Annotated in this window: 12 protein-coding genes; 9 read left to right on the plus strand and 3 right to left on the minus strand. The window is 61.8% G+C overall.

Annotated elements, in window-relative coordinates:
- Positions 1-3 precede the first annotated feature (3 nt).
- From AD659_RS07490 to fabI, 4 genes are read left to right on the plus strand one after another with little or no spacing between them, the layout of a single operon-like run.
- On the plus strand, positions 4-1077 hold the full coding sequence (locus AD659_RS07490; protein WP_053119815.1) for a microcin C ABC transporter permease YejB: 1074 nt from the start codon (positions 4-6) through the stop codon (positions 1075-1077).
- A 1-nt stretch (position 1078) separates the two neighbouring features.
- A complete protein-coding gene (locus AD659_RS07495) occupies positions 1079-2098 on the plus strand; it encodes an ABC transporter permease (RefSeq protein ID WP_053119817.1) in 1020 nt (339 codons plus the stop codon).
- A gap of 1 nt (position 2099) precedes the next feature.
- Positions 2100-3710, plus strand: coding sequence for an ABC transporter ATP-binding protein (locus AD659_RS07500; RefSeq protein WP_053119819.1), 1611 nt, complete (start codon positions 2100-2102; stop codon positions 3708-3710).
- 20 nt (positions 3711-3730) lie between these two features.
- A complete protein-coding gene (fabI, locus tag AD659_RS07505; RefSeq protein ID WP_053119821.1) occupies positions 3731-4525 on the plus strand; it encodes an enoyl-ACP reductase FabI in 795 nt (264 codons plus the stop codon).
- A gap of 413 nt (positions 4526-4938) precedes the next feature.
- On the opposite strand, the gene AD659_RS07510 is transcribed toward fabI, so the two are convergent.
- Positions 4939-5901 (minus strand): GGDEF domain-containing protein, encoded by a 963-nt coding sequence (locus tag AD659_RS07510; RefSeq protein ID WP_053119823.1) that lies wholly within the window; start codon positions 5899-5901, stop codon positions 4939-4941.
- 138 nt (positions 5902-6039) lie between these two features.
- On the opposite strand from AD659_RS07510, the gene AD659_RS07515 reads away from it, so the two are divergent.
- The gene (locus AD659_RS07515) at positions 6040-6864 is read left to right on the plus strand and encodes a helix-turn-helix transcriptional regulator (protein WP_053119825.1); all 825 of its coding nucleotides are present in this window, start codon (positions 6040-6042) and stop codon (positions 6862-6864) included.
- Between the two features lie 199 nt (positions 6865-7063).
- Here AD659_RS07515 and AD659_RS07520 read toward each other — a convergent pair whose 3' ends face one another.
- Positions 7064-7651, minus strand: a complete 588-nt coding sequence (locus tag AD659_RS07520) for a LysE family translocator (protein ID WP_053119828.1) — start codon at positions 7649-7651, stop codon at positions 7064-7066.
- A gap of 175 nt (positions 7652-7826) precedes the next feature.
- Here AD659_RS07520 and AD659_RS07525 point away from each other — a divergent pair, with 175 nt between their 5' ends.
- The gene (locus AD659_RS07525; RefSeq protein ID WP_053119829.1) at positions 7827-9281 is read left to right on the plus strand and encodes a TrkH family potassium uptake protein; all 1455 of its coding nucleotides are present in this window, start codon (positions 7827-7829) and stop codon (positions 9279-9281) included.
- A gap of 79 nt (positions 9282-9360) precedes the next feature.
- On the opposite strand, the gene AD659_RS07530 is transcribed toward AD659_RS07525, so the two are convergent.
- On the minus strand, positions 9361-9861 hold the full coding sequence (locus tag AD659_RS07530; protein ID WP_053119832.1) for a hypothetical protein: 501 nt from the start codon (positions 9859-9861) through the stop codon (positions 9361-9363).
- Between the two features lie 145 nt (positions 9862-10006).
- Here AD659_RS07530 and AD659_RS07535 point away from each other — a divergent pair, with 145 nt between their 5' ends.
- The 3 genes from AD659_RS07535 to AD659_RS07545 all read left to right on the plus strand — a co-directional run bounded on the left by AD659_RS07535 (position 10007) and on the right by AD659_RS07545 (position 12417).
- Positions 10007-11089 (plus strand): bifunctional transcriptional activator/DNA repair enzyme AdaA, encoded by a 1083-nt coding sequence (locus AD659_RS07535; protein WP_053119834.1) that lies wholly within the window; start codon positions 10007-10009, stop codon positions 11087-11089.
- Between the two features lie 23 nt (positions 11090-11112).
- Complete coding sequence (locus tag AD659_RS07540; RefSeq protein WP_053119836.1) at positions 11113-11727, plus strand: DNA-3-methyladenine glycosylase family protein; 615 nt, start codon at positions 11113-11115, stop codon at positions 11725-11727.
- Between the two features lie 201 nt (positions 11728-11928).
- Positions 11929-12417, plus strand: a complete 489-nt coding sequence (locus AD659_RS07545; protein ID WP_053119838.1) for a GFA family protein — start codon at positions 11929-11931, stop codon at positions 12415-12417.
- Positions 12418-12529 lie beyond the last annotated feature (112 nt).

Raw genomic sequence — 12529 nt, forward strand, 5'->3', positions numbered from 1 at the left:
GAGATGCTGGCTTACATTTTTCGGCGACTGCTGCTGATCATCCCGACCCTGTTCGGCATCCTGCTGATCAACTTCGTCATCATCCAGGCCGCGCCCGGCGGGCCGGTGGAGCAGATGATCGCCAAGCTGGAGGGCTTCGAAGGCGCCACCAGCCGCATCGCCGGCGGCGGTGCCGAAGTGTCGGTGGCCGGCTCTTCCTACCGCGGTGCCCAAGGCCTGGACCCGGCGCTGGTCAAGGAAATCGAGCGCATGTACGGCTTCGACAAGTCGGCACCCGAGCGCCTGTGGATCATGATCAAGAACTACGCCCATCTGGACTTCGGCGACAGTTTTTTCCGCGATGCCAAGGTCATCGACCTGATCAAGGAAAAGATGCCGGTGTCCATCTCCCTCGGGCTCTGGAGCACACTGATCATGTACCTGGTGTCGATCCCGCTGGGGATCGCCAAGGCCACCCGACACGGCAGCCATTTCGACGTATGGACCAGCTCGGCGATCATTATCGGCTATGCGATCCCGTCGTTCCTGTTCGCCATCCTGCTGATCGTGGTGTTTGCCGGCGGCAGCTATTTCGACTGGTTCCCGTTGCGCGGCCTGACCTCCAACAACTTTGACGAATTGAGCATGGGCGGCAAGATCCTCGATTACTTCTGGCACCTGGCCTTGCCCGTGACCGCCCTGGTGATTGGTAACTTCGCCACCATGACCCTGCTGACCAAGAACAGCTTTCTCGACGAAATCAACAAGCAATACGTAGTCACCGCCAAGGCCAAGGGCCTGACCCGCCATCGGGTGCTCTACGGCCATGTGTTCCGCAACGCCATGCTGCTGGTGATCGCCGGTTTCCCCTCGGCGTTCATCGGGATCTTCTTCACCGGTTCGCTGTTGGTGGAAGTGATCTTCTCCCTCGACGGCCTCGGCCTGATGAGTTTCGAAGCGGCCATCAACCGCGACTATCCGGTGGTGTTCGGCACGCTGTTCATCTTCACCTTGCTGGGGCTGGTGGTGAAGCTGATCGGCGACTTGACCTACACCTTTGTCGATCCGCGTATCGACTTCGAAAGCCGGGAGCATTGAGATGAACCTGTCCCCGCTCAATCGCCGTCGTTTCGAACTGTTCAAGGCCAACAAGCGTGGCTGGTGGTCACTGTGGCTGTTCCTGATCCTGTTCGGGCTGAGCCTGGGCGCCGAGTTGATCGCCAACGACAAGCCGCTGGTGGTGCATTACGACGACGGCTGGTACTTCCCGGCCCTAAAGCGCTACCCGGAAACCACGTTCGGCGGCGAATTCCCCCTGGAAGCCAACTACAAGAGCCCGTACATCCGTGAGCTGCTGGCGGCCAAGGACGCCTGGGTGCTGTGGGCACCGATTCCGTTCAGCTACCAGAGCATCAACTACGACCTGAAGGTCCCTGCCCCGGCACCGCCCTCTTCGGTGAACTGGCTGGGCACCGACGACCAGGGCCGCGATGTCCTGGCCCGGGTCATCTACGGCTTCCGCATCTCGGTGCTGTTCGCCCTGACGCTGACGCTGCTCAGCTCGATCATCGGCGTGATCGCCGGGGCCCTGCAGGGATTCTATGGCGGCTGGGTGGACCTGGCCGGCCAACGCTTCCTGGAGATCTGGTCCGGGCTGCCGGTGCTGTACCTGCTGATCATCCTGGCCAGCTTCGTGCAGCCCAACTTCTGGTGGCTGCTGGGCATCATGCTGCTGTTCTCCTGGATGAGCCTGGTGGACGTGGTCCGCGCCGAGTTCCTGCGCGGGCGCAACCTGGAATACGTGCGCGCCGCGCGGGCGCTGGGCATGCAGAACGGCGCTATCATGTTCCGCCACATCCTGCCCAACGCCATGGTTTCGACCATGACCTTCATGCCGTTCATCCTCACCGGCGCCATCGGCACCCTCACCGCCCTGGATTTCCTCGGCTTTGGCCTGCCGCCGGGCGCGCCGTCCCTGGGCGAACTGGTGGCCCAGGGCAAATCCAACCTCCAGGCGCCATGGCTGGGCATCAGCGCGTTCGCCGTGCTGGCGATCATGCTGAGCCTGCTGGTATTCATCGGCGAGTCCGCTCGCGATGCCTTCGATCCGAGGAAGTGATATGAACCAGGACAATCTGATCGAAGTGCGCGACCTGGCGGTGGAATTCGTGGTCGGCGAACGCCGCCAGCGCGTGGTCGAGGGCGTGAGCTTCGACATCAAGCGCGGCGAAACCCTGGCCCTGGTGGGTGAAAGTGGCTCGGGCAAGTCGGTCACCGCCCACTCGATCCTGCGCCTGCTGCCCTACCCGCTGGCCCATCATCCCACCGGGACCATCCAGTATTCCGGCCAGGATTTGCTGGGATTGAAGGAAAAAACCATCCGCCATATCCGCGGCAACCGGATCGCGATGATCTTCCAGGAGCCCATGACTTCCCTCAACCCGCTGCATTCCATTGAAAAGCAGATCAATGAAGTGCTCGGCATCCACAAGGGCCTGAGCGGCAAGGTCGCGACCCGCCGGACCCTGGAGTTGCTGGAACTGGTCGGCATTCCCGAGCCCCACAAGCGCCTCAAGGCCCTGCCCCACGAGTTGTCCGGCGGCCAGCGCCAGCGGGTGATGATCGCGATGGCCCTGGCCAACGAGCCGGAACTGTTGATCGCCGACGAGCCGACCACCGCCCTGGACGTCACCGTGCAGCTGAAAATCCTGCAACTGCTCAAGGAACTGCAGGCGCGATTGGGCATGTCGCTGCTGCTGATCAGCCACGATTTGAACCTGGTGCGAAGAATTGCGCACCGCGTATGTGTCATGCAGCGCGGTTGCATCGTCGAACAGGCATCGTGCGAAGAGTTGTTCCGCGCGCCGCAGCATCCGTACACTCGAGAACTGCTCGGCGCCGAACCCAGCGGCACCCCGGCGAACAACATCGTCGGCCCGCCGCTGTTGCAGGTCGAGGACCTGAAAGTCTGGTTCCCGATCAAGAAAGGCCTGTTCAAACGCACGGTAGACTACATCAAGGCCGTGGACGGTATCCGCTTCAGCCTGCCCCAGGGCCAGACCCTGGGCATCGTCGGCGAAAGCGGTTCCGGCAAGTCCACCCTGGGGCTGGCAATCCTGCGGTTGATCGGCAGCCAGGGCGGGATCCGCTTCGAAGGCAAGTCGCTGGACAGCCTGACGCAGCAACAAGTCCGGCCGCTGCGCCGGGAGATGCAAGTGGTGTTTCAGGACCCGTTTGGCAGCCTGAGCCCACGGATGTGTGTCAGCCAGATCGTTGGCGAAGGCCTGCGGATCCACAAGATCGGCACCGCGGCCGAACAGGAACAAGCGATAATCGCGGCATTGAAGGAGGTAGGCCTGGACCCGGAAACCCGGAACCGCTACCCCCATGAATTTTCCGGAGGGCAACGGCAGCGTATCGCCATTGCCCGGGCCCTGGTGCTCAAGCCGGCGTTGATTCTGCTGGATGAACCAACGTCGGCCCTGGACCGTACCGTGCAACGCCAAGTGGTGGAGCTGTTGCGGTCGCTGCAAACCAAGTACAACCTGACGTACCTGTTTATCAGCCATGACCTGGCTGTCGTCAAAGCGCTGAGCCACCAGTTGATGGTGGTCAAGCATGGCCAAGTGGTCGAACAAGGTGATGCCCGCAGCATATTCGCCGCGCCGCAGCACCCCTATACACAGCAGTTGCTGGAGGCCGCCTTCCTGGCCCCAACAACTGCCGAATAACCTGAAAAGAGGAGCAACACATGGGTTTTCTCGCCGGTAAGCGCGTACTGATCGTCGGTGTCGCCAGCAAGCTGTCCATCGCATCCGGCATCGCCGCCGCCATGCATCGCGAGGGCGCTGAGCTTGCCTTCACTTATCAGAACGACAAACTCAAGGGTCGTGTCGAAGAGTTCGCGCAAGGCTGGGGCTCGAGCCCTGAGCTGTGCTTCCCGTGCGACGTGGCCAGCGATGAAGAAATCGCCAAGGTCTTCGAAGCGCTGAGCAAGAAGTGGGACGGCCTGGACTGCATCGTGCACTCCGTGGGCTTCGCCCCGGGCGACCAACTGGACGGTGACTTCACCGAAGCCACCACCCGTGAAGGTTTCCGCATTGCCCACGACATCAGCGCCTACAGCTTCGTGGCCCTGGCCAAGGCCGGTCGCGAAATGATGAAAGGCCGCAACGGCAGCTTGCTGACCCTGTCGTACCTGGGCGCCGAGCGCACCATGCCGAACTACAACGTCATGGGCATGGCCAAGGCCTCCCTGGAAGCTGGCGTTCGCTACCTGGCCGGTTCCCTGGGCCCGGACGGCACCCGCGTCAACTGCGTATCGGCAGGCCCGATCCGCACCCTCGCCGCTTCCGGCATCAAGAACTTCCGCAAGATGCTGGCCGCCAACGAAGCGCAAACCCCGCTGCGTCGCAACGTCACCATCGAAGAAGTCGGCAACGCCGGCGCCTTCCTGTGCTCGGACCTGGCGTCGGGCATCAGCGGTGAAATCATGTACGTGGACGGCGGCTTCAACACCACCGCCATGGGTAACATCGAAGAGTAATCTTCACGCTGCAGCAAAAAAGCCGCTTGCCCTGGAAAGGCCAAGCGGCTTTTTTATTGCCGACTACCTGAATACACCGCAATTCCCTGTGGGAGCGAGCCTGCTCGCGAAAGCGGTGGGTCGGTGATAGGGCCCTGTGGCGAGGGAGCTTGCTCCCGCTCGGCTGCGAAGCAGTCGCGAACCGGCGGGTGCGGTGTGTCTGACGCTCCGCATTCAACAGGTTTTGGGGCCGCTTCGCGCCCCAGCGGGAGCAAGCTCCCTCGCCACGAAACTGTCGACGATCTTAAGTGAACAGTATGACCTGTGGAAGCGAGCTTGCTCGCGATGGCGATGGATCTGCTGTATTGATGTTGAATGTGCCACCGTCATCGCGAGCAAGCTCGCTCCCACATTGGGTCGGCGGTTGGCTTGTACTAGCTGCGCAGCGCCTGCTTCTGTGTGTACATCGCCGCATCGGCGTCAGCCAGTAGCCTGTCGATCGATTGATGGCGCTGGGCCTCGTACTCGATCTGGCCGACGCTGAAACGAATGTCATAGCCACGCCGCAACGTCGCATTGCGCTCCTCGAGGATTTCCTGGAGCCGCGCCATGATCGTCGCTGTCTCGACATGGGATGAACCGGTGAGCAACGCCACGAACTCGTCACCGCCCAGGCGACCGATCACATCGCTTTCACGAAAGGCGATGCGCAGCACATCGGCGAAGGTTTTCAGGGCACTGTCGCCCTCGGCGTGACCATAGCGATCATTGATCGGCTTGAAGTCGTTGAGGTCGAAGAACAGCAAGGTTGCCGGTCGCGACAAGCGATCACACACATTCAACGCATGCTGGGCCAGCGTCCTGAAGCCGCGCCGATTGGACAACAGCGTCAGCTCGTCCATGCTCGCCATCTGCACCGCGACCATTTCCTGCTCGGCCATGCGCGCCAAGTCGCGCAGCAGTTCGCGTTCTTCGTCATTGAGCTGGCGCGGCTTCGTGTCGAGCAGGCACAACGTGCCCAGCTTGCTGCCGTCCTCCAGCCCCAGTGGATGCCCCGCATAGAAGCGAATGCCAGGCTTGTCCGTGACCAATGGGTTGTCGTGGAAACGCTCGTCCTGTTCCGCGTCGCAGATCTCCAGGATCTGATCCTGCAAAATCGCATGCCCGCAAAACGAAACTTCCCGCGGGGTTTCGCTGGCGTCCAGGCCGGCACTGGACTTGAACCATTGCCGGTTGGCGTCCACCAAAGACACCAGGGCGATGGGCACGTCAAACAGGCGCCGGGCAAGGCGGGTCAGGCGATCAAACCGCTCTTCGGGTGCGGTATCGAGCAGCTTGAGCGAGTGCAGATTCTTGAGGCGAACGGCTTCGTTGTCCGGTTTACCTGGCGCAAGCATCGGAAACTCCATTGGCGAGACTTTCTGGAGTCTAGTCCAGGAACCACTGCCGTTGAAACCGAATAGCCAAATCCAACGGGCATTTGCCGGCCAGGGCTAATACACTGCCACCCAGGTTCAAGACGAGGACGCTGACCGATGAAGCACGCCAACCCTGACGCCGCCCCACGTTTCTGGCGCGACGCGGCCCTGCCCTTCATCGAAGCCCGGGCCATCGACGATGGGCGTAAGGTCTGCTATTCGCGTCACTCCCATGATCACTTCTCCATTGGCGCGATCACCGCCGGGCGCAGTACCTATATCCATGAACGCTCGAGTTTCCAGGTGGAAAGCGGCACGGTGGTGCTGATGAACCCCGGCGACGTCCACGCGTGCAACCCGATCGATGATCAGCCGTGGTCCTACGTGATGTTGTACGTCGACACGTTGTGGCTCAGGGACTTGCAGCGCCGTATCGGGTTTGACGAAAACCTGGATTTCCAGGGCTTCGCCACCACACACAGCCGTGACGTGGAGCTGTTTGCCGCGCTGGGCAGGTTGTATGGGCAATTGGTGGACGAGCAACTCGACACGGCCGGTAAGCACACCGCTGCCGAGGCGTTCTTCATTGATTTGCAACAGCGGCTCAACCCTGCCGGTCGTCCGGACCGGGGCAGCCACCCGGGGCTGATGCGCGCGGCGCAGTTTATCCATGACCATTGCAGCGAAGCCTTGAAGCTCGAAGACATCTGCGCCGCTGCGCAACTGTCGCCGTCCTACCTGAGCCGAGCCTTCAAGCGCCATTACGGGATGACGCCCCACGCCTTCCTGGTCAATCGTCGGATCCAGTTTGCCCGGCACCAGTTGCGCGAGGGCAAGCTGATCGCCGATGTGGCGCTGGACAGCGGGTTTGCCGACCAGGCGCATTTCCAGCGCGCCTTCAAGCAACACCTGGCAGCCACCCCCGGGCAATATCGCGGCTGATACCGCATCACCAGCTTATTGGAACCGAAAACAGGGGGAACCTCTGTGGCGAGGGAGTTTGCTCCCGCTGGGCTCTGTAGGAGCTGGCGAAGCCTGCGATCTTTTGATCTTTTGATCTCGATTCAATTGCCAGGGACAAGATCGCAGCCTCGTTTCACTCGACAGCTCCTACGCACCTTCACTACAAGCACGGTTTGACTCACGGCAACAACAGATACACCGCACTGACCACCAACAGCACGGCCATCGCCCGGTTGAACAGACGCAGGGTCGCCGGATTCCCCAGCCAGGTGCGCAGAAAACTGCCGGCGTAGGCCCAGCAGCCCACCGAGACGTAGCAGATCACCAGGTAGATCGCCGCAAACTGCCACACCAGTACCGCCTCGCCATCGGCCACGAATGCCCCCATCCCTGCCACACAGGCCAGCCAGGCCTTGGGGTTGAGCCATTGCATCAGCGCGCCATGGAACATCGAGGGCGCCCGCCCCGCGTCTTCGCCGCCCAGGCGCCCGTTGTCCATCGCCAGTTTCCAGGCCATGAACAACAGAAACGCCACGCCGCCCAGTTGCACCACCCGTGTCAGGCCAGGCCAACGCTGCAACACCTCGTGCAAGCCCAGCCCCATCAATACCAGCAACAGGACAAACCCGAGGGTGGCGCCGGCCACATGGCGCAACGTGGCACGAAACCCGTACCGCGCCCCGGAGCTGAGGGCGACGATGTTGACCGGGCCCGGTGTAATCGAGGCAACCAGGGCAAAGGCCGCCATGGAAAATATCAAGCTCATCAGATAGTTTCTTCAGTCAAGGAAAGAGGCCTCAAGGTAAAGGGGCCAGCGCTGCGGGTATTGAAGAAAACTGCCTTGTCTGTTGAGCGTCTACGCTGAATTTTTACGCAAACTTTACGCGGCGCCCGCCTTCCCTCTATCGATACTGTGCAGCTCATTGAATCAGGCGTTATCCATGTCCATTGCGGTTCTGCGTCTCATCGGTTTCATCCTCGGAATTTTCCTGATCACCCTGGCGATCAGCATGGCGATTCCGCTGTTCACCTTGATGTTTTACGAGCGCAACGATGACTTGTCGGCGTTTCTGTGGTCGAGCCTGATTACCTTTGTCTGCGGTATCGCACTGGTCGCCCGTGGGCGACCGGAACATGTCCACATGCGCCCCAGGGAAATGTACCTGCTGACCACCGCCAGTTGGGTCGTGGTATGCGCCTTCGCCGCCCTGCCGATGGTGTTCATCCAGCACATCAGCTACACCGATGCATTTTTCGAAACCATGTCGGGCATCACGACCACCGGCTCGACCATCCTCACCGGACTGGATACGGCATCCCCCGGTCTGTTGATCTGGCGCTCGATGCTGCATTGGCTCGGCGGGATCGGCTTCATCGGCATGGCCGTGGCGATCCTGCCGCTGCTGCGGGTCGGCGGCATGCGGCTGTTCCAGACCGAATCCTCGGACTGGTCGGAGAAAGTCACGCCGCGCTCTCACGTGGCGGCCAACTACATCCTCTGGATCTACGTCGCGCTGACCGCCTTTTCGACCTTGGCGCTGTGGCTGGCCGGCATGACCCCCTTCGAGGCGATCAATCATGCAATGTCCTTGATTTCCACCGGCGGCTTTTCTACGTCAGACGCGTCCCTGGCGCATTGGACGCAACCGGCCATTCACTGGGTATCCGTCATTGTCATGATGGCCGGATCGCTGCCCTTTACGCTGTATGTAGCGACACTGCGGGGGAACAGGCGCGCGTTGCTCAAGGACCAGCAAGTTCGCGGCTTCGTCGGATTCCTGGTCATTACCTGGCTCGTGGTCGGCACCTGGCTGAGCCTGAACAGCGAGCATGCGTGGTGGGACGCGGTTCGTATCGTGGCCGTCAATGTCACCTCTGTCGTCACCACCACCGGCGTGGCGTTGGGTGACTACACGCTGTGGGGCAGTTTCGCCCTGTTGCTGTTCTTTTACTTGACCTTCGTGGGCGGCTGCTCGGGGTCCACCGCCGGCGGGCTGAAGATCTTCCGTTTTCAAGTCGCCGGGGCCCTGCTGATGGGCAGCTTGAAACAGTTGATCCACCCCCGGGCGGTGATCCGGAAAAAATACAACAACCACCCCATCGATGAAGAAATCGTCCGCTCGCTGCTGACCTTTTCGTTTTTCTTCACCATCACGATTGGTGCCATTGCCCTGGGCCTGGCGCTGATCGGCCTGGATTGGACAACCGCCCTGACCGGCGCCGCCACCGCCGTATGCAACGTGGGGCCGGGCCTCGGCACGATCATCGGCCCGGCTGGCAACTTCTCGACCTTGCCCGATGCAGCAAAATGGCTGCTGACGATTGGCATGCTGCTGGGACGGTTGGAGATCCTGACGGTGCTGGTGTTGTTCACGCCGGTGTTCTGGAAGTATTGAACGCTTTGGCCATGCGTAACTGACGGACGAAAAAAAGCCGCGACACCTGGGCCAGGCATCGCGGCTACTTCTCGGAGGATCAGCGATCGTTCTTGATCGACGAGCTGGTCGCGTTGGTCAGGCCCTTGGTGTTGTGAGTGCCTGGCGTTGCAGTGGAAATCGCCGACGCCTTGGTCAGGCCACGTGTGTCACGGTCCTTGGCAATGGTCGAAGTCAACGAAGCCTTGCTGGTACGGTCGGTGCGGGTGGCACCGGTGTGCTTGCCGCTCACGCCGTGGTCCCTGGTGCGGGTACGAGTGCCGGTGTGGTCGCTGGCCAATCCTTTGCCAAGGCCGCGGGCGTCGCCCGACTTGTCATGGCCCTGGCCACCGCCAACGCCAGCACCGTGGCCGCCGCCATTACCACCACCGTTTCCTCCGCCGTGACCGCCACCACCGCCATTGCCGCCACCACCGCCACCGCCATTGCCCGCGGCATAGCTCGAACCGATCGGCGACAGGTCGGCAGGCAACAAGGCCGAGGCACCGAACGCCAAGGCACAGACAGCAACGGCAATCAGGGATTTCTTATGTTTGGACATGATGTCTCCGAAAGACAAAAACAGCGGGTGAACCTTTAAGACTCGAAGGTTCAATTTTTGTTCGCGACCACCCGACAAACAACCGGAAAATTCACTGTCGATTTTTCGGTGGAGTCCTCTCGGGCGCGGTTCTATGCTCTGCCTCATGAACTTACAAGACACGCTGCTCCCGCCCCATGCCGAGATGGTCCGCGCCATGCTCGAACGAGACACCGCCTACGAGGGGGTGTTCTTCACCGCGGTCAAGACCACCGGCATTTTCTGTCGCCCCAGTTGCACCGCACGCAAGCCGAAGCCGGAGAACGTGGAGTTCTTCGCCCACGCCGACGAAGCCATGTCGGCCGGCTATCGCGCCTGCCTGCGCTGCAAGCCACTGGACGCCGCCGCCATCGCGCCGGACTGGATCCAGGCCCTGCTCAAAACCGTGGACGCCGAACCCGACCTGCGCTGGACCGACGCCCTGCTGCTGGAGCAAGGCATCGAACCGCTGAAGCTACGCCGCTGGTTCAAGCAACATTTCGGCATGACCTTTCACGCCTACCTGCGTACCCGTCGCCTGGGCATTGCGCTGGGTGGTATCAAGGATGGCATTTCCATCGACAACGCCGCGTTCGATTCCGGTTATGAGTCATTGAGCGGTTTTCGCGACGCCTTCGTGAAATCCTTCCACATCACGCCGGGCCGCGCGGCCCTCAGCGAACCCTTGTTGTTCACCCGCCTGACCACGCCATTGGGACCGATGCTGGCCATGGCCGAGCGACGAGGTCTGGTGCTGTTGGAGTTCCTCGACCGTCCGGCCCTGACCAAGGAGCTGGAAGAACTGCAGCAACGCTACGGCTACACGGTTGCGCCGGGGCACAACGCTCACCTGCAACAGATCGAAACCGAACTGGCCGAGTATTTCGCTGGCAATCTCACGACGTTCAACGTCCCGCTGCACATGCCCGGTAGCGCCTTTGCGGCCAGGGTCTGGGCCGAGCTGCAGAAAATCCCCTACGGCGAGACCCGCAGCTACGGCGGCATCGCCACGGCCCTCGGCAGCCCTGGCGCCAGTCGTGCCGTGGGCCTGGCCAACGGGCAGAATCGCCTGGCCATCGTCATTCCCTGCCACCGCGTGATCGGTGCGGATGGCTCTTTGACCGGCTATGGTGGCGGCCAGCCGCGCAAGGCATTTCTGTTGCGGCTGGAAAAAGCCGCGGTGCAGGTTTCGCTGCCCCTGGCGTTTTGAGCGCCCCGGAGAACGACCACCTGATGCCTGCGCCCTACCACGACGCCAGTGCCTTCCTGGCCAATCTCGACGAAGACTGGCGACGGCACGTCGAGACGATTGGTCCTTGCCTGCTGCAACCCAAGCCGGCCCGTGCCCCCTACGAAGCCCTGGTACGGGCGATTGCCTACCAGCAACTGCACGCCAAGGCAGGCGATGCGATTCTGGGTCGGCTGCTGGCGTTGCTCCCGACGCAGACCTTCCCCACACCCGCACAGGTCCTGGCGACCGACGTTGCGCAACTGCGCGGTTGTGGCTTTTCCGCCAGCAAGATCGCGACCCTCCAAGGCATCGCCCAGGCGACCCTGGACGGGGTGGTGCCAGACTACGCCACGGCGCGGACGATGGAGGACGAAGCGCTGATCGAGCGCCTGGTCAGCCTGCGCGGCGTCGGCCGCTGGACCGTGGAAATGCTGCTGATCTACAGCCTGGAGCGGCCCGACATCCTGCCGGCCGATGACTTTGGCGTGCGCGAGGGGTATCGACGGCTCAAGGGGCTGGCGCAACAGTCCAGCCGCAAGCAGATGGTTGAGATCGGCCTGGCCTGGCGCCCTTATCGGACGGTGGCGGCGTGGTATTTGTGGCGGGTGCCGAAGTGAGGTTGGCTGTGTCGACGCCTTCGTGAGCAAGCTCGCTCCCACAGGGGAATTCTGGCGCACATCTTATTTGTGGTCACTGAAGACCCGATGTGGGAGCGAGCTTGCTCGCGAAGGCGGTCGCATGGTCACTTTCAATTCAACTGCCAAGACACCAACCGTCTAGGCTATACAAAGTCATTTCCAACCCCACTGGAGGTTCCCATGCAGCTCGAAGGATCCTGCCACTGCGGCGCCGTGTCGTTCAGCCTGACCTGTGCCCACCCCTACCCTTATCAACGCTGCTACTGCTCGATCTGTCGCAAGACCCAGGGCGGCGGCGGTTTCGCGATCAACCTGGGCGGCGATGCCCGAAGCTTGAAGGTGAGCGGTCGCAAGCACATCTCGATCTACCATGCACGGCTCAAGGACGAAGGCGATAAACGCGCCCGCCGCAGCAGTGCCGAACGGCATTTCTGCTCCCTGTGCGGTTCGGGGCTATGGCTGTTCAGCCCCGAATGGCCGGAACTGGTGCACCCCTTCGCCTCAGCCATCGACACACCCCTGCCGGTACCGCCGGAGCACACCCACTTGATGCTCGGGTCCAAGGCGCCCTGGGTGGAAGTCGAGGCGCATCCGGGGGACCAGCAATTCGAGGTCTACCCCGAAGAGTCGATTGCCCAGTGGCATGAACGCCTGGGCTTGACCGGTTGAGGTGTAGCGCCGCATAAGCCCTATCGCGAGCAGGCTCGCTCCCACAGGGAATTCCCCATGTACACGTTAGTCATGTTCACTGAAGATTAAATGTGGGAGCGAGCTTGCTCGC

Source organism: Pseudomonas thivervalensis (genome assembly GCF_001269655.1).
Lineage (GTDB): Bacteria > Pseudomonadota > Gammaproteobacteria > Pseudomonadales > Pseudomonadaceae > Aquipseudomonas > Aquipseudomonas thivervalensis.

Excerpts from the sequence above, each read along its gene's own strand:
- AD659_RS07490 (WP_053119815.1), top strand. The coding sequence starts at position 4 with ATGCTGGCTTACATTTTTCGGCGACTGCTGCTGATCATCCCGACCCTG.
- AD659_RS07495 (WP_053119817.1), top strand. The coding sequence starts at position 1,079 with ATGAACCTGTCCCCGCTCAATCGCCGTCGTTTCGAACTGTTCAAGGCC.
- AD659_RS07500 (WP_053119819.1), top strand. The coding sequence starts at position 2,100 with ATGAACCAGGACAATCTGATCGAAGTGCGCGACCTGGCGGTGGAATTC.
- fabI (WP_053119821.1), top strand. The coding sequence starts at position 3,731 with ATGGGTTTTCTCGCCGGTAAGCGCGTACTGATCGTCGGTGTCGCCAGC.
- AD659_RS07510 (WP_053119823.1), bottom strand. The coding sequence starts at position 5,901 with ATGCTTGCGCCAGGTAAACCGGACAACGAAGCCGTTCGCCTCAAGAAT.
- AD659_RS07515 (WP_053119825.1), top strand. The coding sequence starts at position 6,040 with ATGAAGCACGCCAACCCTGACGCCGCCCCACGTTTCTGGCGCGACGCG.
- AD659_RS07520 (WP_053119828.1), bottom strand. The coding sequence starts at position 7,651 with ATGAGCTTGATATTTTCCATGGCGGCCTTTGCCCTGGTTGCCTCGATT.
- AD659_RS07525 (WP_053119829.1), top strand. The coding sequence starts at position 7,827 with ATGTCCATTGCGGTTCTGCGTCTCATCGGTTTCATCCTCGGAATTTTC.
- AD659_RS07530 (WP_053119832.1), bottom strand. The coding sequence starts at position 9,861 with ATGTCCAAACATAAGAAATCCCTGATTGCCGTTGCTGTCTGTGCCTTG.
- AD659_RS07535 (WP_053119834.1), top strand. The coding sequence starts at position 10,007 with ATGAACTTACAAGACACGCTGCTCCCGCCCCATGCCGAGATGGTCCGC.
- AD659_RS07540 (WP_053119836.1), top strand. The coding sequence starts at position 11,113 with ATGCCTGCGCCCTACCACGACGCCAGTGCCTTCCTGGCCAATCTCGAC.
- AD659_RS07545 (WP_053119838.1), top strand. The coding sequence starts at position 11,929 with ATGCAGCTCGAAGGATCCTGCCACTGCGGCGCCGTGTCGTTCAGCCTG.